Here is a 20,874-nt window from a genome sequence, read left to right on the forward strand (position 1 = left end):
TGAAAAATATCTACAGTATTCCTAATTTTGTTTTTACCAATGGCATAATATCAACACTGTTATTTGAGTTGAACAAGATAACACCAGTACTAATATCAAAAACATAAATGAATCCATTCTCAGCACCAACAGCCTTTATTGCAGCTGAAGCTTTATCGAAAATAGGCTTTAACAATTCATTTTGCTTTTTTTGAAGTTCTTGCTGAGCAAATCCATCAAATGTCTGCATACGATTTTGCAAATCCTGAATTTCTTTTTCTTTATTGGCTCTTACAGCCTCCGAAAGAGTTTCTCTTTTCTCTACATAAGCATTTACCAAAGTTTGATACTCTTCTCTCATTGCTTTAATTTGAGCATCATACTCCGCTGCCGCAGCTTGAATTTGTTTTTGTGCCTGCTCTTTTTCAGGCATAATCGACAGTAATTTATTCGAGTCGATATGGCCAAATTTTAAGGTTTGCGCAAATGTACTTGAACCTGCAGATAGGATAATGGCTAATAAAGTTACTTTTAAAAAATGTCTCATAATATCACTCAGTTAGTTTTTATTTTAATTTTAATTAGTTCTAATACCTAACTTATACAGTACCTTATCACTTAAATCAAACTTTTGATTACTGTATATAATTGTTGGCCCGTTAGCACGATCAATAATCATACCATAAGTTCCGTCTTTTGCAATTTCTTTTATTGCTTCATAAATATCATCCTGAATTGGCTTTATTAATTCCTGACGCTTTTTATAAAGATCTCCATTTATTCCAAAATACTTTTGCTGCAATTTTTGAGCTAAAATTTCCTTGTCAAAAATCTCTTTTTCTCTTTTTTCTCTCATTTCTGAGGACAAAAACACTTCATCAGCTCTAAACTTCGCTTGCAATTCTTTAATTTCAGAAGCTATTTTCTCAATTTCTATTTGCCAATTGCTTGAAATCTGATCCAATTGTTCCTGAGCATTCTTATAATCAGGCATTTTATCGAGAATATATTCTGTATCAACGAATCCGTAACGTTGCTGAGAATACAAATTCCCTATCAATATACATACACATCCAATTATTAATACTAAACGCTTCATTCGATTCTTATTTAGAATTAAAATCTAAAATAACTTAAATTATAATAGCTCCAAAGACGAGTGACATAAAATATGCTAAAATTGTTGACCAATTACAAAATGGAATTGACCACCGTTCTGTCCTGCCTGATTCGCTTCATCAAATCCATATCCGTAATCAATTCCTAATAATCCAAACATAGGAAGGAATATTCTAAGCCCAACACCTGCAGAACGCTTCAAATTGAATGGTTGAAATTGTTCAAAATCATACCAGGCATTTCCTGCTTCGGCAAATGCCAATGCATAAATTGTCGCAGACTGGCTTAAAGATAGCGGATAACGAACTTCTGCAGTAAATTTAGAATAAATATTACCTCCTAATCGTCTGCCTGTCGTACTTACCGGGGTTAAAGATCCATTTTCATATCCTCTTAGTCCAATATTGTCACTTCCGTACATGCTGTATCCCGACATACCATCACCTCCTACTTCAAATCCTTCGAAAGGTGATCTTTTATCTTTATTATAATACCCCAAATATCCAAACTCAGTTCCTGTATATAAAACCAGTTTATCAGTACTATTCAATAAGGATGTATACATTTTTCCTTTAAATACCCATTTGTGATATTCAATCCATTTATATCTTTCCTGATCGCTTGTATTTCCACTCGAGTAGTTAACATTATCGAAAAATGAAAATGGTGGTGTCAATTTAACACTTAAAGAAAATGAGGAACCTCTTCTGGTATATAATGGATTATCTATAGAACTCCTTGATAAAGTAGTTGTAAAACTGAAATTATTGGATGTTCCGTCAGAGATTAAATAATACTGCCAATCTTTTAGTCTGTAGTTCTGATAACTAACCTCGTTATACAAAGAAAAATAATTATCAGGCCATTTTAAACGACGAGCCAACCCAACACTTGCTCCAAATACCTTCTGGCTTTGATCTGAATTGCCATTCATTCCAGCACCATAACTATAGTTTCTGCTATAAGAGCGACTATATCCGGTTTGCTGAGAATAATAAATTGAAGTACTTAATGAAGTTGGTTTTTTACCTCCTAACCAAGGCTCGGTAAATGACATACTATAAGAATTGTAGTATGAACCATTCGTTTGAGCACGTATACTCAATGTTTGCCCGTCTCCAGTTGGCAAAGGACTCCAAGCCTCTTTATTAAACATATTTCTAATCGAGAAATTAGAAAATTTCAAACCAACGGTACCAATAATCATTCCAGCACCCCATCCTCCTGAGAGTTCTATCTGGTCATTCGCTTTTTCCTCTAACTTATAATTAATATCCACAGTTCCACTTTCAGGGTGAGGCTTCACATCCGGACTAATAGTTTCCGGATCAAAATGACCTAACTGAGCCAATTCCCTTACACTTCGAATGATATCCGACTTGCTAAACAATTCTCCAGGATATGTATACAACTCCCTACGGGCAACATGCTCATGAGTTTTTGTATTTCCAATAATATTTACTCTATCTATGGTTGCCTGTTTTCCTTCAACAATTCTCATTTCAAGATTAATAGAATCCTTACCAATAACTGTTTCTACCGGATTCACATTGAAGAATAAATATCCTTTGTCAAGATACTGATTACTAACAGCATCATCATCACTGCTCAATCTCTTGTCCAGTAAAGTCTGATTGTAAACATCACCTTTTTTTATCTGCAAAACCCTTTGCAGCCAATAACCTGTGTACACTGTATTACCGACCCAATCTATATTATTGAAAAAATACTGATTCCCTTCTTTCACTTTCACATGAATATTCACTCTATCCTCTGATACCTGTTCAATACTGTCTGACAAAACAAGCGCATCCCTATAACCTTTTTCGTTGTACTTCTCAATTAAAGTCAATTTATCCTCGTTCCATTTTTCTTCAATATACTTAGAAGATTTTAAGAAATTTCTGAATGTTTTCTCTTTTGAATCCTTGATTGCTTTTTTCACCTTTTTATCGGAAAAAGCTGTATTTCCCTCAACAAAAATATGCTTAATCTTAATTTTATTGTTTCGATCAATATTAATATCGAGTATCACACTATTTTCCTCTGCTGAATCATCCCTTTGAATAACGGAAACACTAGTATTGTAAAAACCCTTTTCTTTAAAGTATCCTTCAACTATAGTTTTTATGTTTGTAACCAGATAATCGGTAACCTGAGTTCCTTTCATCAGCTTTAATTTCTCTTTCAGCTTTGTTGTCTCACTTTTAGATGTTCCGTTATAATTTACCAAAGACAATCTAGGACGTTCCTGTAGTTGGATATTAAGGTAAATCTTGTTTCCTATTTCCTTGGTTGCTGTAATTTGAATGTCCGAAAAGAGACCTTGTTTATACAATTTATTAATTGCGTTTGTCACCTTTTCGCCAGGAACTTCAATGGTAGTACCAACACGAAGACCTGAAATTTGCACCAAAACATTATTTTCCAAATGTTTTACTCCTGTTACTGTAACGCCACCCAATTCATAACTTTTTGGAGAAGAATAATGAGTTACCGGATTATAAATTGTATCGGTTTCCTGCGCTAACGCACTAAAACTTAAAAATAGAGTAAAAATGAAAGTTAATCTTTTAATCATTACTTGAATTATAATGGTTAATGCTTATTTATCTTTAATTTGTTCACTAATCTTACCAAATCGACGCTCTCTGTTCTGATAATCAAAAAGTGCTTTATAAAGCTCTTCTTTATTAAAATCAGGCCAGAACAATTCAGTAAAATACAATTCAGAATAAGCTATTTGCCACAAAAGAAAATTGCTTATTCTGTTTTCTCCGCTCGTTCTTATCAAAAGTTCCGGATCAGGGATACCTTTTGTGGTAAGCTGATTAGAGAACAAGTCCGAATTAATTTCATCCAGAGATATATCTCCGTTTTGAACCTGACTTGCAATATTTTTAACTGCATTCACAATTTCCCACCTGGAGCTATAACTTAAGGCTAAAACTAAAGTCAAACCTGAATTCCCGGATGTATTGGAAATTGTTCCCTGTAATTTCTCCCTTACTTCAAGCGGCAAACTTGCCAGATCGCCAATTGCCTGCAGGCGAACGTTGTTCTTCATTAAAGTAGGAGTCTCATTTTCTATTGCTTCAACCAACAAGGACATTAATCCTAAAACCTCATCCTGAGGTCGATTCCAATTCTCGGTAGAAAACGCGTACAGGGTTAAATAAGAAATTCCAAGCTCACCGGCAGCTTCAACAGTTTGCCTTACTGCTTCAACGCCGTTCTGATGACCAACAATACGATGTTCTCCCCGCATTTTTGCCCATCGCCCATTCCCATCCATTATAATGGCAAGATGAGTTGGCAGCTTTTCCTTTACTATTTTATTTTTAAATGACATATCTTATTTTACAAAGCGATCGTATGAATGGCATTCTTCATTATCAGGGAATAATTTATAACTTATCATTACTCCAAAAAAAGATGCCCAATCGTTATTGTGTACTAAACTACTTTTATTAAGATCATTTGGATCATCAAGATGATCCAGATCATCGGTAAAACTCTTTCTAAAACTCCATTCCAAAGCTGCTGTCCATCGGCCTGTTAAGTTCGTTTTCACACCAACTCCCATTGGAATTGTGAATGAAGAGCTGGTACTGCTTGGAGCAATGTATCCAATCCCTCCTGTAACATAAGGAACCAGAGTCTGGCTTTTCGTTTTTTTAGGTGACCAAAAAGACTGAAAGTTAAATTCTACCTGCAGGGATAGATCAACTAAATCTGTTTTGAATGATGCACCTCTTGCTTGTTGATATGAATTATTAAAATCCCTATCCTCTGCTTTTAAACCTGAAAACAACATGCCGGCCCTTAAAGCATACCGTGAATTAAAATTATACCGGTAAATTCCTCCCAAGGCAACTGAATTTGAATAAAACTGCTTTTGAGGATTAATATCACCCATATAATAGGAGACTCCGCCAAAGAAGCCTAACTCTGCTTTAGTCTGCGAAAAAGCTGAACTTCCTATCGCAAAAAACAGTATTCCCAATATCAGTTTATACATGAAATCAAGTTTGTGTTTTCCTTCTTGCAAACAAAGAGAAGTTGTTGCTTAAGCTCCTAAAACCGTTGGTTTGAAGAGGATGTATTCCAGCTCAATTTATTCACAAGCTACAAAAGTAACATATAATCTTAAAAAACCTTATCAATGAAAAAAAATAACGCCAACCCGTCGTTAAATTTTGTTAAAATGAAAACCCAAATAAAATTGTTCTCTAGTTACGTTTATCAACACCCCACATGAGCTTGTTTCTCAAGGTTCCGTAAAAACTATGTGTTTTTAGTTTTAATACCTTAATCTGAAAATCAGCCCTCCTGATTTTCAGTTCAATTGATGATTCAAAAGTACATGAGCGGGAATCAAGCGAAGCCAAATAACTATCACTTCGACCTTCAACCCGAAGTGTTATTTCATGATGATTGGGCACAACAATCGGTCGAACTGTAAGGTTGTGCGGAGAAATAGGTGAAATGATAAAATTTTGTGTATTGGGGATTAGTATTGGCCCGCCAACACTTAACGAATATGCTGTAGATCCGGTTGGAGTCGCTATAATTAAACCATCGGCCCAATAAGAATTCAAATACTCATTATTCAGATAGGTATGAATCGTGATCATCGAAGCCGAGTCTGTTTTATGAACGGTAAATTCGTTTAAAGCATAATTAAATTCCTCAAACAAGCCATTCCTTGATGTTTCCAACCGTAGTAAGTTCCGCTCCTCAAAACTATATTCTCCGGCCACAATATCGGCCAATGCCTGCGGTATTTCATCCTGAGCGATATCGGCCATAAAACCTAAGCGACCACTATTAATCCCCACCAATGGAATCCCCGAATCGCGCACAAATGTCACCGCATCCAAGAAAGTACCATCGCCGCCAATACTAAAGAAGAAATCCACTTTCTTATCCAAATCCTTATTACTATGAAAATAGGACTGAACAGGAGGTTTAAAATTAATTTCCCTGATTAGAAAATCATAAAAAGGTTCATAAATGATTACTTCGATATTATGACTGGTAAAAACGTCAAACATCATAATAAAACTTTCGGTAAAGCTTTCGTTAAATGATCTGCCAAAAAGTGCAACTTTCATACTTCACAAATTTGTGTTTTGTTTATTTGCTTGTGTAACAGAATCCAAAAAATTCTAAAACCTTTTTAAATTTACATTCTCTTAAAATCCAATAAAACCATAAGATTGGCTTGGTATGTCTATTTAAGTAATGTTTAGCACAAATATAGAGTAATCTGATTAGTGGCAAGAATTCTATGCAGAAAAAGAAGCCGAAACTTAAGCTTTTTAGATATTTAGAAACCTCATGAACGAATTGTATCGATCCTCCATCATATCTTTCATGTCATCTTCACGAACATAGGTAGTTTTAATGGTGTAATCGTAACGCAAAAAAGTTTGTATTATTGAAGTAATATTGGTTCGGTTTATTTTAATTGTCAATTCAATTTTTCTTGAATCCGTAGATGATGTCACATACAGACTGAGAATTTTTGCATCATTACTCTCTACAATTCTTGATATTTCGCTTAAAGAATAATCTACAGAATTAAGTTCTAACACAACGATACCTCCAGGTTCGCGAACGGAAAAAATTCTTTCAATGTATTGCATCAAATCATTTAAAGTTATAAGACCTACATAGGTTTTCTCATCTTCCAAAACCGGTATCACAGTCAATTTAAGCCTTGAAATTATCTCTATTACTTCGTAGATATGATGATTTTCGTTTACATAGGGACTAAACAGGGATAATTTTTGATCGCCGATAGGTTCTTCCGCCTTGTTTAAGTCGTAGATATCGTTGTCTGAAATTAAGCCCAGAAACTGATCCCCCTTTACTATTGGCAAATGAGAAACTCTGAAAATCTCCATCCAGTTAAGAGCTTGAATCCCCGTATCTGTTTCCCGTAATACCGGAACTACATCAGAAATTAAATCTTTTGCTATCATACATACCTGTTTTCTAGGAATTACTTTTAATTTTGCCTTAAGGAGAATTTAATTACACAAAGAAAATTTGTACTTATTTTCACCTATTTATTCTATCAATAAAGTTATATAAAATGACCAGACTTAGTGTAAATATAAACAAAATTGCGACAATTAGAAATGCCCGGGGAGGGAATACTCCTAATGTTTGCAAGGTAGCTTTAGATTGTGAAAGATTTGGAGCTGAAGGCATTACAGTACATCCTCGTCCTGACCAAAGACATATTCGTTATCAGGATGTTAGGGATTTAGAATCTTTAGTTACCACCGAATTTAATATTGAAGGGTATCCAACCCGTGATTTTATTGATTTGGTTGTAAAAGCAAAACCGGCACAGGTTACTCTTGTTCCTGATCCTCCGGAGGCATTAACTTCTAATGCTGGATGGGATACAGTTAAAAATCGTGACATTTTAATCGAAATTATAAAGGAATTTAAAGATGCTGGCATCAGAACTTCCATTTTCGTTGATACTAACCTGGCAAATATAGAAGGTGCTGTTGCCACTGGAACAGATCGTATCGAATTATACACAGAACCGTATGCGACAAATTATCCTAAAAATAAAGAGGAGGCCATTCGTCCTTTTGTAATTGCAACAAAAAAGGCTCATGAATTAGGCTTGGAAATTAATGCCGGACACGATTTGAGTTTGGAAAATCTTAAATATTTTAACGATAACATTCCAAATTTAACTGAAGTGTCAATTGGGCATGCCCTTATTTCTGATTCATTGTACTATGGTTTGGAAAATACCATTCAGATGTATCTTAGGTGTTTGAAATAAGCCTGAACTCGTTATATATTTTCAAAAGGATGCTCTTAAGGCATCCTTTTTCTATTTCTGAATCTTCTTAAAAAACTCAACTTAACCAATCACTTTATTGATTTTGGTTCTTATCTTTATAACAAATTAACATCAAAACGCATCTTTTAAAATGTTTCTTTTCAGCTATATCTTCGTTAAAAAAGATGCAAGGTAACTCGGCTATCTTTTACTTTTTTGCCTTGATACAGCAGAAAATTATTCCATTTTATTTAAAGATAATTTTGAAATTAAATTGGTATTATTTCCGAAATTAATCTCACGTAAATGAAACTCAATTACAAAAAACTTGGCAAAGGTTATCCTTTATTAATTCTTCATGGTCTTTACGGCGCATCGGATAATTGGCTGACTATTGCCAAAGAGCTTTCGGAGAACTTCGAAGTTTATATCATCGATCAAAGAAATCATGGAGACTCTCCTCATGCCAATTCACATACTTATCAGGATTTAAAAGAAGATCTTCTGGAATTTATGAACGATCACAAAATTGAAAAGGCCATTTTACTTGGGCATTCGATGGGCGGGAAAACAGTTATGTTTTTTGCTGCCGATCATCCCGAAAGAGTAATCAGTCTGCTTGTTGTGGATATTGCTCCCAAAAACTACAGCAAGATTTCCGATTACGCCCCACAAACAATCGATCACTCCTGCATCGTTAAAGCCATGCTTAATTTGGATTTATCGCTTTACAAAAACAGAACCGAAATTGATGCAAAATTAACAGAAAGCATAACCAGTAAACGTGTCAGACAATTTCTTCTTAAAAATTTGAAAAGAGACGAGAACAAACAGTTTATCTGGAAACTAAATATTAAAACCATTAACGATTACTTACCGCAAATAATGGACGGTATTGATGGTGATCGTTTTGCAGAAGGCAAAGGAATTACAGCATTTCCTGTTCTATTTATCCGCGGCGAAAAATCGAATTACATAAGCGATAACGACCACAATTTAATACGAACGATATTTCCAAAAGCAGAAATAACAACCATTCCCAATGCCGGACACTGGGTACATGCCGAACAACCAAAACTACTGGTTAAAACGGTAGAATATTTTGCGTTGGATTAATTATTTGTACTTATCGGTAACAACTTGCGTACTTTGCCCGAATGTGTACAACATTAAGTGCAAGTTTGAAAGTGCCTCTTTTTTTTTGGAAAGTATGTCTTGTAAGCTTACAAAGACTGTTTGGATTTTTAAAAGTATTCTTTGCTGGCTTACAATCACCATTGCTGTTTTGAAAAGTATACTTTGCAAGATTACATTGAGCATTTCGATTTTGAAAAGTATGCTTTGCAAGCCAACAAAAGGCATTTCGATTTTGAAAAGTGTGTATTGCAGCCTTACAAAGACCATTTCTATTTTGAAAAGTGTGGTGTGTAAGCTTACATAGCCTGTTTTAATTTTGAAAAGTATGCCTTGCAAGCTTACAAAGACTATTTTCATTTTGAAAAGTATACCTTGCAGGCTTACAAACATCATTATTATTTTACAAAGTATGCCTTGCAGGATTACTTAGCTAACTTTTCAGATTTCGAAACATTTATTCATCGATTAACTTAGTATTTTCCCTGATGCCGCACACTGGGTGCAAGCAAAACAACAAAACCTTTTATAAAAACAGTAGATTGTTTTGCGTTGGATTAAAATGTGCTATTTCAGGAGAAGACACCCGTTCGTAAATTGACCATCTCTATGCACTGACTGAGGTCTTCCGCTTGGCATGAATGGGATTCCGTGCGCAGGTTGAGATACTCCGTTCGGTATGAATACCCTTCCGTTCGCGAACGGAACAAGTGAAAATACGAACGGAACACTCGCCTTCACGTACGGAGAATTATTTTCAGGTAGCGGAAAGAATCTGGAAGCGAAACAAATTGTGGGGACAGGCTACATTTGTTTGGGGACAGGCAGAGCAAGCAAAACTATTGATTATAACAGTGGAGTATTTTGTTTTGGATAAAATTAAAACCCCGAAACGAATTCGTATCGGGGCTGAAATTCAATTATTTTCATACTACCACTGACCACCTTTTAAAACAAAGCGTGTCATAGCTTGGATGTTTTCTTCCTTGTTTGAACTATTATCTGCATGAATGCCGTCTTCGTATTTGAAACCAATAATCTTCACAAAATAGTCTTCACCTACTGTTAATTCAGACAACAAATTCAATTCATTAGCAGTAGAAGAGCTAATTACAATTTCTTTTTCCTCTCCTGCCACTGCTGATTGTCTTGCGCTTCTGAATTTAGGAGCATTTTCATTCGCATTCTTATCTAAAATCTCAACATAGTAGTAAATATTATCCTCATCTATCGCCTTCCACTTTACAGTAACTTGTGAGCTACCACTTGCATGTGATGCTGTAATATCAAAATTACTTAACGCTTTAATATCTGAAGCATAAAGTTGTTCCTCCAATTTATACTGCTCTTTATTAGCCAGTTTGATATAAAATTTGATCGTTTGAGATCCCGCAAAATCATTAACATACTTAAACCGATCATTAGCTGATAACTGAAATGCCTTCTCCCCTTTAAAATTGGTAAATTCTTCTAACTGATAGGAACTTGAAGCGTCAGGCAACACAGTTACATTTGAAAGACTATTACCACTAACAATATATTCTAAACGGTAAGCTGACTCATATGCATTATTCACTAAACGTAACTCATTCACAACATAAGCATCTGCTTTCACATCATTTATTCCATCTATATCTGTATAAAACTCTCTGGATCCTGTCGAACTATTAAGCTTCAAATAGGAATTAGTTGATTTATCCTGTATGAACCATTCTTGTCTGTCATCCGAAGAAATAGATTCATCCTTGATCACCAACAGATTATCTATCAAACTCCATTCTCCAACAACTTCATCTCTCCTACCACTAAATTCTTGCTTTTTCAACACTCCTCCGCCTTCAAAACGATATACAATCAAAGCATCATTGCGGTCATAAGCGGATGACAAAAAAGGATTTGCATACCAATACTTATTGGTTAAATCGGAAGATTTGAATTCAAAAACGTCCTCTTCTCCACCTCCACTACTGCTTCCGCAGGAGGTTAAAAACAGGCTTCCAGCAATCAATATTGCAAAGGACAATTTATTATAAAATGAAGTATTCATCAGTTTAGTATCTTTTAGTTTTTAAAATTTTTTTGAATAAAATTAGGATTTACATCCTGATATACAAACACGAAAAAAGCGAAACTATTGTACAATAGCAAGACATTTATAACAATACCCGCTCAAAATTGGTTTCCGGAATTAAATCCTCTCCCTGATAACGCAAAAACACCTGCGCTGTGGCCAGAATATCTTTCTCACAATATACAGCAATGCGTTCCAAATCATTATCCTGCCAATATACTTTCCCCACCATCGATCCGTCAATATCATCTTTTGGTGTAGGGATACCGAAAATTTCACAAAGCAAAGCCAAAGATGTGTAATGCTTATAATCACCGAATTTCCATAGTTCCATGGTATCTAAAAACTGTACTTCCCAAGGTTTTTTCCCTGCAATATCCAGAACTGAAGGTAACACAACGCCGTTTATCAGCATTCTTCGGGCTATGTACGGAAAATCGAATTCCTTTCCATTGTGTGCACACAGGTTGCGATTCGGTTTGCTGCAAAAACGATCCAACATCAAAGCAAATTCCTCTAACAATTGCTTTTCATCGTCACCATAATATGATTTCGCAACAAACTTTTTCTCTCCATTTTTTTTAGTCACCAAACCCGTTGAAATACAAACAATTTTACCAAATTCGGCATAAATTCCTGCCCTTCCATATACATCAGATGGCGACTCTTCCTCTTTTCGAAAATAATCAGATTTTTTCTCCCACAGCTCCTGCAACTTAGGCGACATTTCCTCAAAAGCTGCATTTCCTGAAACTGTCTCGATATCTACAAAAAGTAAGTTTTCTACTTTAATTTGATTCAGCATAATAAAAGACTTATCATAAATAAAAACGAAAAGTTATAAAAAAAGGAGACAGTAACAAAGTCTCCATTCTAAATTTTCTTATTCAGAAATAAAAATAAACAACTTACTGATGCTCGATCAGGTTTTTCTGAATAAAATGGGTTAAAATATCTATAGCCACAATATTATTACCTCCTTGTGGTACAATAATATCAGCATAACGCTTGCTTGGTTCTATAAACTGCAGGTGCATTGGTTTTACCGTTTTTTCGTAACGATCCAATACTTTTTCAACAGACCTGCCCCGTTCAACAATATCTCTTTTAATTACCCGGTTTAAACGATCATCAGCATCGCAATCAACAAATACCTTTAAATCCATTAAATCCCGAAGAACCGGGTCGGTTAAAATCAAAAGTCCTTCTACAATAATTACCCCTTTGGGTTCAACTTTAATCGTTTCATCGGAACGCAGGCAAGTGATATACGAATAAATAGGTTGACTTATTGAGACACCTTGTTTTAAATTCTTTACATGCTCAATTAACAATTCAAACTCTATTGATCTTGGATGATCAAAATTTATTTCCTGACGTTCTTCCAGTGTAAGCTCTTCATTCGACCTGTAATATGAATCCTGCGGTAAAACGGCAACGTCTCCATGATTTAACCTTTCAATGATTTTTCTAACCACTGTAGTTTTGCCAGAGCCTGTTCCTCCCGCAATTCCAATAATCAACATGTTGTATGATATTTAGATGTTTGATTCAAAAATGCTAATTTTGCATTAACTTCGGCTGGAAAGTTACTAATAATTTAAAAAAGAATTAAAATGATCAAGCACATTGCAATGTTTAAGTTTAAAGCTTTCGAATCGGCTGAAGCAAAAGAGAATTACTTTAACAGATTAAAAAAGGCATTTGACGGATTGGATGAAAGAATTCCTGAAATTAAATTTTTACAAATTGGTTTTGACCAACTTCATTCTGATGCTTCATTCGATTTTGTAGTGAATGTTGATTTAGAAAACATAGACGCCTTACCTTTATACGCTAACCATCCTGAACATTTAACAGCAGCATCGGTTGTAAAAGAAATGGCCGCAGAACGCAAAGTAATTGACTACGAATTTTAAGATTAGCCAAAAGCCAATATAGCAATCAAATTAATAAATTGTACAAAAATGAGTTTGTATCCATTGAAATTTACGCCCATCCTTAAAGATAAAATTTGGGGTGGAAGCAAATTAAAAACAGTATTGAATAAAGATTTTTCGCCACTGCCTAATGCTGGTGAGAGTTGGGAAATTTCAGGTGTAGAAGGAGATATTTCGGTTGTTAGCAATGGCTTTTTAGCTGGAAATGATCTGGAAGAACTCATTGAAATTTATATGGGTGACCTTGTTGGAGATCATGTTTATGAAAATTTCGGGGTTGAATTTCCTTTACTGATAAAATTTATTGATGCCAATGATGTCCTTTCCATTCAAGTACATCCTGATGATGAACTTTCGAAAGAAAGACACAATGCATATGGCAAAACAGAAATGTGGTATGTTATTGAAGCCGACAAAGGATCTGAACTGATTGTTGGGTTTAATCAAAACATCACCAAAGAACAATATTTAGCGAAGTTGAAGGAAGGCAGACTGGAAGAGATTTTAAACAATGCACCTGTAAAAGAAGGAAGTTGTTTTTATATCCCTGCCGGCCGTGTTCATGCAATTGGAAAAGGAATTCTGTTGGCCGAAATTCAGCAAACATCTGATGTTACTTACCGGATGTACGATTTTAACAGAACTGATGATGCCGGCAACCCAAGGGAACTGCATACAGAACTTGCTGTTGATGCCATCGACTATAGTTTTGAGAAAAAATATGAAACCAGTTACCAAACTGAAATTAATAAAACTTCAGAACTTGTTCGTTGTCCCTATTTTACAACGAATATTCTGGAATTTGACAAACCACAGGAAAAAGACTACATAGAATTAGATTCATTTGTGATTTATATGTGTTTGGAAGGTGATATGATTATTACCTGCGGTGAAGATTCTTTACCTGTTGCAAAGGGAGAAAGCGTTTTAATTCCAGCAATTATTAATAATTTGACTCTTACTCCGAAAGCAAAAACAAAAATTCTTGAAGTCTATATAAAATAGACTGATAATAAATTATACGATCCTCTTTTTAGACAATTAAAAAGAGGATTTTTTTATTCCCATACAATATGGGATGATCAGTCAATAAAGTTGAATCATTTTTCGGAAAAGATAAGAATCTGTATAACTTTGCAACGTAAAATAAAATACTCCATGAATATTACTAGTGCTAAATTTGTGATGTCCAATTCGGATATAAGAAAATGTCCGACCGATAATAAAGCAGAATATGCTTTTATCGGGCGTTCGAATGTTGGAAAGTCTTCACTTATAAACATGCTGACCAATCATAAAGGTTTGGCAAAAATTTCTACCAAGCCTGGTAAAACACAATTGGTTAATCATTTCTTAATTAATGATGAATGGTATTTGGTAGATTTACCGGGATATGGTTTTGCTAAAGTTGCAAAGAATACCAAACAACGGTTTTCCAAGTTAATTTTCAGTTTTATTGAAAGCCGTCCCAATCTTATCAACTTATTTGTACTTGTGGATTGCAGACACGAACCTCAAGCCAAAGATGTTGATTTTATGGAATGGTTAGGTGTAAACGGAATCCCTTTCTCTATTATATTCACAAAGGCTGATAAGCTTGGCAAGCAAAAATTATCTGAAAACATTAAAGCCTACAAAACTGAGTTATTGAATACATGGGAAGAAATGCCCCCTTACTTCATTAGTTCGGCATCAAGTGGATTAGGGAAAGACGAAATATTAAATTCTATTGATGAAACCAACAAAACGGTTTTGCTTCAAAAGCGAAAATAACAATAAAGGAAGATCTCGTAAAGACATCTTCTTTTTTATTTAAACAAAATAAATTATCCTTTAAAATGGATAAAATAAATTGCGGCACCTTGACTAAAATCAGTTTTTTGGCGCAATAATTCATAAATTTGCACAGTACAATAGTTATCTGATTTATAAACAAATAATATTTTAATGAAAGCCCCGATTAAAATCTTTTCTGGTTCGAACAGTGAGTATTTAGCAGGTGAAATTGCAAAAGCAGCAGGATTGCAGTTAGGAAAATCAAGCATCACAAGATTTAGTGATGGTGAATTTGAAGTCTGTTACGAAGAAACTGTAAGAGGTGCTCAAGTATTCATTATCCAATCAACTTATCCCCCAACTGATAACTTGATGGAGCTATTGCTAATGATTGATGCGGCCAAAAGAGCATCTGCTTATAAAGTTATTGCAGTAATCCCTTATTTTGGATTTGCCCGTCAGGATCGAAAAGACCGTCCAAGAGTTGCGATTGGAGCCAAATTAGTTGCCAATTTACTTATGGCTGCAGGCGTTGACCGTGTAATGACAATGGATCTTCATGCTGACCAAATTCAAGGATTTTTTGACATTCCTGTTGATCACTTGTATGGTTCCTCTGTACTTCTTCCTTACATCGAAAATTTAAAATTGGATAATCTGGTTGTTGCTTCTCCTGATATGGGTGGTAGTAAAAGAGCGAATACTTACGCAAAATATTTAAATGCAGGTTTGGCTATCTGCCACAAATCCCGTGAAAAAGCGAATGTTGTTGGTGAAATGACTGCAATTGGCGATGTTGATGGCAGACATGTGGTAATTGTTGATGACATGATTGATACGGCAGGCACAATTACAAAAGCCGCCAACATGTTAAAAGAGAAAGGTGCTCTTAGTGTACGTGCTATTGCAACACATGCTGTTCTATCCGGTCCTGCTTATGAAAGAATTGAAGAATCGGCTTTGGAAGAGGTTGTTTTCACAGACTCAATACCTTTAAAAAGCGAATGTTCAAAAATTAAAGAATTGACTATTGCTGATATTTTCGCAAAAACAATTCTTAATGTTTATAATTGCGAATCAATCAGTTCCAATTTCATATTATAATTTATATCTTTGCTCAGATTTTTTCGGTAAAATATTTTATAAACGTGTAATGGGAAGTAAACGGAGCTTTTTTACCGGGTGATGACGTTTATTTTGAGTAGCACATAATTTCAAGGAAATGAAAGTTTTTGAATTAAAAGGTTCTTTAAGAACAGATTTAGGAAAAAAAGCAAACAAAGCTCTTCGTAAAGAAGAAATGGTACCATGTGAAGTATATGGTGGTGGTGAAAATATTCACTTTGCTATTAACGAAAAAGTATTGGGTAAATTACTTTTTACGCCAGATGTTTACGTTATCAATGCAGATATTGAAGGAAAAAAATTCTCTTGTGTATTAAGAGATGTTCAGTATCACCCGGTTAATGACAAAGCTTTACATGCTGATTTCTATCAGGTATTTGAAGACAAAGCATTCGAAGTTGAATTGCCAATTCGAGTTGAAGGATTCGCAATCGGTGTTCAGTCTGGTGGTAAATTAGCAGTTATCTCAAGAAAACTTAAGGTAAAAGGTCTAATGGCTGATCTTCCGGAAAATCTTCTTGTTAAAGTCAGCCATCTTGGACTTGGAAAAAGTATTCAGGTTGGAGAACTTACTTATGATAACTTAGAGCTTCTTAATTCTAAGAAATCAGTAGTTGTTCAAGTTAAGCTTACAAGAGCTGCCCGTGCTGCTGCTATGGCTGCAAAATAGATTTCAACACTATTTTGCTCAGCACAATGAAGCAAATAAATATAACCTCCCATTTATTGAAGAATGGGAGGTTTTTTTAATATCCTTCGTTCCTAAAATGAAGGCTGGAATGAATGCAAAGTTTTCATGGAAAATGCCGTGAATATTCTAACTTTGGATTTGTTATGATACAATTTCTAAAAAAACTATTTGGGCAGACTAAACATCCGCTGCAAGAAAATAATATTGAGATGAAATATCTGATTGTCGGACTTGGCAACATTGGTGCTGAATACGCAAACACAAGACACAATATAGGATTTCGTATTTTGGATGCTCTTGCCGAGACAGCTAATATAGAATTCAAAGAAGCAAGATATGGAGCTGTTGCTGAATACAAGTTTAAAGGCCGGATCTTTGTACTTGTAAAGCCAAACACTTACATGAATTTAAGTGGAAAATCGGTTAATTACTGGCTTCAGAAAGAAAAAATACCCGTTGAAAACATGATGGTTTTGGTTGATGACCTTGCCTTGCCGTTTGAAACTTTACGATTGCGTCCGAAAGGAAGTGATGCCGGTCATAACGGATTAAAACACATCAACGAGATACTGGGACACCAAAACTATAACCGCCTGCGTTTTGGAATTGGTTCCGATTTTAGCAAAGGACAGCAAGTAGACTACGTTTTAGGTGAATGGTCGCCTGAAGAGCTGGAAAAACTACCTGAACTCTTTAAAATCTGTATCAACATGATAAAAGGAATGAGTACCATTGGTATCCAGAGAACCATGACAGCATACAATACAAAAAAATCAGGCAGTTAAAAAATAAGAAGCCATGGATGATAAGGTTAGAGTAGACAAATGGCTGTGGGCTGTACGTATTTTCAAAACCAGAAGTATGGCGGCCGAAGCTTGTAAAAAAGGAAAAGTTACCATTGGTGGTGTACACGTGAAACCATCGCGCGAAGTAAGGTTAAACGAACAAATTGATGTGCGTGTACCACCTATTACCCGCAGTTATTTAGTTACAGCTATATCCGGCAAACGGATGGGCGCAAAATTGGCCGTTGACTTTGTAAAAGACATAACTGCTCAGGATCAATTGGATTTATTGGAAGCAACCAATACACGTGGTTTTGAATCACGGGACCGAGGTATTGGAAGGCCTACAAAATTAGATCGCAGATTAATTGATAAGCTCAAGAAGGAATAAACATATCAGGAACCGACAAGAAAAAAATATGATAATAGCACAGGATAAAAAGAAAACGAATTTAGCAGAATACATCCTTTACATGTGGCAAGTTGAGGATATCATCAGAGCTTATCAATTCAACATCGATAAAATTGACGAAAATATAATCAAACAATTCAATCAGCCGGAAGCTGCTCAAAACGAAATTAGAGACTGGTACGAAAATCTGATTGAAATGATGAAGATTGAAAAGGTGGAAGAAACAGGACATCTTCAAATCCTTAAGAACAACGTAAACGAACTTTACGATTTCCATGTTTATCTACTAACAAAAGGCAAAGATTCAGCCTACAACAGCCATTATCAGCAGGCTCTTGGCAACATAACCGAATTTCGCGAAAAATCGAAAGCAACCCAGGAAAACAACGATATTGAGGTATGCCTTACTGCTTTGTATGGTATTTTAATGCTTAAACTTCAAGGAAAAGAAATCTCGAAAGACACCCTCTCGGCGATTACTACTTTCAGCCAAATGATTTCTGAATTAACTGCGAAATACAAGGCTTTCGAGGAAGAAAACGAATAATTAAACAACACCCCAAGATAATGATACTGCCCCAAAAATATAACAATTGGATATTACTGATTTTAGTTTCTTTTATTTGGGGAAGTCCATATATTTTGAGGGAGATTGCATTGGAAAGTTTCAGCCACAATCAAGTGGCTGCTTTTCAGGTATTTTTTTCATTCCTGCTATTTATTCCTCTGATTATTAAAAACATCAGAAAACTTTCGAAAGAAAACATACTTCCGTTACTACTTTCAGGAATCACAGGAAATATTGGCCCGGCCTACTTTTTCGCCAAAGCGCAAACCCAAATCAACTCTTCGGTGGCAGGCATGCTAAATGCTATGCTACCAATGATTACATTGCTGATTGCCATTCTTTTTTTTAAAGCAGGTACGAATAAAAAAGTGCTGGTCGGAATTTTACTGGGATTTGCAGGAACACTTATCATTAGCTTTTCCGGAGATTCTTTCGGATCATCGTATTTCTGGGGTGTTTTTTACGTATTTATGGCCATTTTATCGGTAGCAATCAGCATAAACATTGTCAGTTTTTCATTGCCTAAACTTACCGGAACCGAAATAGCTTCTCTGGCATTTCTATTTGTTGGCCCCATGGCTGGAATTTTTCTGGCTTTCACCGATTTAAGTGCACCTTTGCTATCAAAAAGCTTATCGAAAAGTGCATTAATGCTTGGTTTGCTGGCTGTATTAACTTTCGCAGGAGTTATTTTATACAATCAGCTAATCAAAAAATCCTCGCATGTTTTTGCAGCATCAATAGCCTACATTATTCCCATTATTGCCATCTTTTGGGGCATTGTAATTGGCGGGGATCATATTTCTATTGCTCAAACCGCATCCATATTTATTATCTTAGTTGGAGTTCATCTAACTCATCGATAACGTGAAAAAAAACATATTATTTGCCATTGCATCAGGTCTTTTGCTGGGCATGCCTTTTTGCATACCACAACTTTTTCCGCTCATTTTTTTTGCATGGATTCCTCTTTTATGGCTGGAGGAAAAAACAATCAATCACCACAATCCGTACACACTTTTCAACTATGCTTTTCTGAGTTTTTTAGTGTGGAATATTCTGGCATATTGGTGGGTGGGCAAAGCTCAAATCACAGGTGTAATCCTCATCATACTTATTAATTCTCTTTTGCTTGCGCTGATTTTCTGGCTGATTAGCCGATCGAGAAAGCACTTGAAAATTTCTATTCTCTTTCCCTTCCTGCTTATTTGGCTGGGCTTTGAATATTTCGATACCTGGTGGGATTTAGCCTGGCCCTGGTTGAATTTGGGGAATGCTTTTGCTTCAGCACCGAAATGGATACAGTGGTACGAAATTACAGGCACAAGAGGCGGAAGTTTATGGGTGATCTCAATAAATATCGGATTCTTTTCTCTGATAAAAAATCAAAAAAAGAACATCGTTTTTAGATCTGTTGGAATGTTTCTTTTAATTGGTATTCCTTTCCTCTACTCCATTTTTCTGTATCACCAAAAGGAAAATGGAATCGGAACCAAAAGCTTCGTACTAATTCAGCCAAATTTAGATCCGTACAACGAAAAATTTGTTCCCGAAAATGAAGAAAAACACTTTGCGGATTTTATGACCACAGCAGATTCGGTGTGCGGCATTCACCATCCCGATTTTTTATTGGCGCCGGAAACCGTAATTTTAAAATATATCGATGAAAATAATCCAAAACAATCTTACAACTATTTACGATTACTCGATTTAAAAAAGAAATATCCTAAAACGAAAATACTAGTTGGAACTCACAGCAAAATTGAATCAGAATCATTCAATTCAGCATTATTTTTAACCGACACAATAACTCCTCAGTTTTACCACAAAACAAAGCTTGTTCCTTTATTTGAACGAGTTCCGTTCGATAAATACCTTAGCTTTTTAAAAGACTATTCAATTGAAATTGGTGGATACCAGGGAACCTATAGCAGCAGGAATGATATTGACTATTTCTTATCTGATTCCATGGCATTAGTTCCTGTTGTCTGCTTCGAATCAATTTTTGGAGATTATTGTGCTCAAAGAGTTCCGGAACTTCCTGGTTTTCTTTGTATGATTACCAATGACGGATGGTGGAAAACAACTCCGGGATACAAACATCATTTCAATTTTAGCCGCTTAAGAGCCATTGAAACCCGCAGAGACTATATTCGGGTTGCCAACAATGGAATTTCTGCTCACATCAACTCAAAAGGCATAATTATTGCTAAGAGTACATGGTGGAAAAAAGAGGTGCTGACCGGCAGGTTAAAATTACGGGAAAATAAAACCTTTTACTCCGAGCATGGAGATTACATAGGCCGGATTTGTCTGTTTATAGCCACTCTTTTATTAATCTTTGTTAAAATTCGTATTGCAACACAATCTAATACTTCAGGAAGTAGTTAAATATTTTACATTTACTATCAGGTTAAACATTGTAAACAGTTCATTTAAAATAATAAATACAAATAC

The 20,874-nt window shown here is 35.3% G+C and carries 24 protein-coding genes; 13 read left to right on the forward strand and 11 right to left on the reverse strand.

What is annotated here, in order from left to right:
* Positions 1 to 10: 10 nt before the first annotated feature.
* The 7 genes from ACHZAX_RS16165 to ACHZAX_RS16195 all read right to left on the reverse strand — a co-directional run bounded on the left by ACHZAX_RS16165 (position 11) and on the right by ACHZAX_RS16195 (position 7,088).
* On the reverse strand, positions 11 to 526 hold the full coding sequence (locus ACHZAX_RS16165; RefSeq protein ID WP_101308243.1) for an OmpH/Skp family outer membrane protein: 516 nt from the start codon (positions 524 to 526) through the stop codon (positions 11 to 13).
* Positions 527 to 556: 30 nt separating this feature from the next.
* Positions 557 to 1,078 carry an OmpH/Skp family outer membrane protein gene (locus tag ACHZAX_RS16170; RefSeq protein ID WP_101308242.1) on the reverse strand — a complete coding sequence of 174 codons (522 nt, stop codon included), beginning with the start codon at positions 1,076 to 1,078 and terminating at the stop codon, positions 557 to 559.
* Between the two features lie 75 nt (positions 1,079 to 1,153).
* Positions 1,154 to 3,679 (reverse strand): outer membrane protein assembly factor BamA, encoded by a 2,526-nt coding sequence (gene bamA / locus ACHZAX_RS16175; protein ID WP_320019850.1) that lies wholly within the window; start codon positions 3,677 to 3,679, stop codon positions 1,154 to 1,156.
* A 24-nt stretch (positions 3,680 to 3,703) separates the two neighbouring features.
* Positions 3,704 to 4,450 (reverse strand): isoprenyl transferase, encoded by a 747-nt coding sequence (locus ACHZAX_RS16180; RefSeq protein ID WP_101308240.1) that lies wholly within the window; start codon positions 4,448 to 4,450, stop codon positions 3,704 to 3,706.
* Between the two features lie 3 nt (positions 4,451 to 4,453).
* Positions 4,454 to 5,119 carry a type IX secretion system protein PorG gene (porG, locus tag ACHZAX_RS16185; protein WP_320019851.1) on the reverse strand — a complete coding sequence of 222 codons (666 nt, stop codon included), beginning with the start codon at positions 5,117 to 5,119 and terminating at the stop codon, positions 4,454 to 4,456.
* A 211-nt stretch (positions 5,120 to 5,330) separates the two neighbouring features.
* On the reverse strand, positions 5,331 to 6,215 hold the full coding sequence (locus tag ACHZAX_RS16190; protein WP_101308238.1) for an NAD kinase: 885 nt from the start codon (positions 6,213 to 6,215) through the stop codon (positions 5,331 to 5,333).
* Positions 6,216 to 6,422: 207 nt separating this feature from the next.
* On the reverse strand, positions 6,423 to 7,088 hold the full coding sequence (locus tag ACHZAX_RS16195; RefSeq protein ID WP_101308237.1) for a CBS domain-containing protein: 666 nt from the start codon (positions 7,086 to 7,088) through the stop codon (positions 6,423 to 6,425).
* A 113-nt stretch (positions 7,089 to 7,201) separates the two neighbouring features.
* Between ACHZAX_RS16195 and ACHZAX_RS16200 the strand changes: the two genes are divergently transcribed.
* Together ACHZAX_RS16200 and ACHZAX_RS16205 are read left to right on the forward strand one after the other, a co-directional pair.
* Entirely contained in the window at positions 7,202 to 7,915 is a 714-nt protein-coding gene (locus ACHZAX_RS16200; RefSeq protein ID WP_320019852.1) for a pyridoxine 5'-phosphate synthase, read from the forward strand.
* 306 nt (positions 7,916 to 8,221) lie between these two features.
* Positions 8,222 to 9,031: an alpha/beta fold hydrolase gene (locus ACHZAX_RS16205; RefSeq protein WP_320019853.1), complete on the forward strand. Its 810-nt coding sequence runs from the start codon at positions 8,222 to 8,224 to the stop codon at positions 9,029 to 9,031.
* Here the strand turns inward: ACHZAX_RS16205 and ACHZAX_RS16210 are convergent, their stop codons facing one another.
* On the reverse strand, positions 9,032 to 9,445 hold the full coding sequence (locus tag ACHZAX_RS16210; protein WP_394698288.1) for a hypothetical protein: 414 nt from the start codon (positions 9,443 to 9,445) through the stop codon (positions 9,032 to 9,034).
* A gap of 283 nt (positions 9,446 to 9,728) precedes the next feature.
* On the opposite strand from ACHZAX_RS16210, the gene ACHZAX_RS16215 reads away from it, so the two are divergent.
* Complete coding sequence (locus ACHZAX_RS16215) at positions 9,729 to 9,926, forward strand: hypothetical protein (protein ID WP_320019855.1); 198 nt, start codon at positions 9,729 to 9,731, stop codon at positions 9,924 to 9,926.
* Positions 9,927 to 9,980: 54 nt separating this feature from the next.
* Here the strand turns inward: ACHZAX_RS16215 and ACHZAX_RS16220 are convergent, their stop codons facing one another.
* The 3 genes from ACHZAX_RS16220 to udk all read right to left on the reverse strand — a co-directional run bounded on the left by ACHZAX_RS16220 (position 9,981) and on the right by udk (position 12,646).
* Positions 9,981 to 11,096 (reverse strand): hypothetical protein, encoded by a 1,116-nt coding sequence (locus ACHZAX_RS16220; protein WP_320019856.1) that lies wholly within the window; start codon positions 11,094 to 11,096, stop codon positions 9,981 to 9,983.
* 106 nt (positions 11,097 to 11,202) lie between these two features.
* The gene (locus ACHZAX_RS16225) at positions 11,203 to 11,925 is read right to left on the reverse strand and encodes a 3'-5' exonuclease (protein WP_320019857.1); all 723 of its coding nucleotides are present in this window, start codon (positions 11,923 to 11,925) and stop codon (positions 11,203 to 11,205) included.
* Positions 11,926 to 12,028: 103 nt separating this feature from the next.
* Positions 12,029 to 12,646: a uridine kinase gene (udk, locus tag ACHZAX_RS16230; protein WP_101308231.1), complete on the reverse strand. Its 618-nt coding sequence runs from the start codon at positions 12,644 to 12,646 to the stop codon at positions 12,029 to 12,031.
* Between the two features lie 90 nt (positions 12,647 to 12,736).
* Here udk and ACHZAX_RS16235 point away from each other — a divergent pair, with 90 nt between their 5' ends.
* From ACHZAX_RS16235 to lnt, 10 genes are all read left to right on the forward strand, one after another.
* Positions 12,737 to 13,039, forward strand: a complete 303-nt coding sequence (locus tag ACHZAX_RS16235) for a Dabb family protein (RefSeq protein ID WP_320019858.1) — start codon at positions 12,737 to 12,739, stop codon at positions 13,037 to 13,039.
* 48 nt (positions 13,040 to 13,087) lie between these two features.
* Complete coding sequence (locus ACHZAX_RS16240) at positions 13,088 to 14,065, forward strand: type I phosphomannose isomerase catalytic subunit (RefSeq protein WP_320019859.1); 978 nt, start codon at positions 13,088 to 13,090, stop codon at positions 14,063 to 14,065.
* Between the two features lie 153 nt (positions 14,066 to 14,218).
* Positions 14,219 to 14,833 carry a ribosome biogenesis GTP-binding protein YihA/YsxC gene (yihA, locus tag ACHZAX_RS16245; protein WP_101308228.1) on the forward strand — a complete coding sequence of 205 codons (615 nt, stop codon included), beginning with the start codon at positions 14,219 to 14,221 and terminating at the stop codon, positions 14,831 to 14,833.
* A 174-nt stretch (positions 14,834 to 15,007) separates the two neighbouring features.
* On the forward strand, positions 15,008 to 15,940 hold the full coding sequence (locus tag ACHZAX_RS16250; RefSeq protein WP_101308227.1) for a ribose-phosphate pyrophosphokinase: 933 nt from the start codon (positions 15,008 to 15,010) through the stop codon (positions 15,938 to 15,940).
* Positions 15,941 to 16,058: 118 nt separating this feature from the next.
* Positions 16,059 to 16,631, forward strand: coding sequence for a 50S ribosomal protein L25/general stress protein Ctc (locus ACHZAX_RS16255; protein WP_320019860.1), 573 nt, complete (start codon positions 16,059 to 16,061; stop codon positions 16,629 to 16,631).
* Between the two features lie 164 nt (positions 16,632 to 16,795).
* Positions 16,796 to 17,437: an aminoacyl-tRNA hydrolase gene (pth, locus tag ACHZAX_RS16260; RefSeq protein ID WP_245870237.1), complete on the forward strand. Its 642-nt coding sequence runs from the start codon at positions 16,796 to 16,798 to the stop codon at positions 17,435 to 17,437.
* Positions 17,438 to 17,450: 13 nt separating this feature from the next.
* The gene (locus ACHZAX_RS16265; protein WP_101308225.1) at positions 17,451 to 17,828 is read left to right on the forward strand and encodes an RNA-binding S4 domain-containing protein; all 378 of its coding nucleotides are present in this window, start codon (positions 17,451 to 17,453) and stop codon (positions 17,826 to 17,828) included.
* Between the two features lie 28 nt (positions 17,829 to 17,856).
* A complete protein-coding gene (locus ACHZAX_RS16270; RefSeq protein WP_320019861.1) occupies positions 17,857 to 18,396 on the forward strand; it encodes a DUF4924 family protein in 540 nt (179 codons plus the stop codon).
* A 20-nt stretch (positions 18,397 to 18,416) separates the two neighbouring features.
* Positions 18,417 to 19,283, forward strand: coding sequence for a DMT family transporter (locus ACHZAX_RS16275; RefSeq protein ID WP_320019862.1), 867 nt, complete (start codon positions 18,417 to 18,419; stop codon positions 19,281 to 19,283).
* 1 nt (position 19,284) lies between these two features.
* Positions 19,285 to 20,808 (forward strand): apolipoprotein N-acyltransferase, encoded by a 1,524-nt coding sequence (gene lnt, locus ACHZAX_RS16280; RefSeq protein ID WP_320019863.1) that lies wholly within the window; start codon positions 19,285 to 19,287, stop codon positions 20,806 to 20,808.
* Positions 20,809 to 20,874 lie beyond the last annotated feature (66 nt).

The sequence above is a fragment of the Labilibaculum manganireducens genome, from assembly GCF_963665805.2.
GTDB lineage: Bacteria > Bacteroidota > Bacteroidia > Bacteroidales > Marinifilaceae > Labilibaculum > Labilibaculum manganireducens.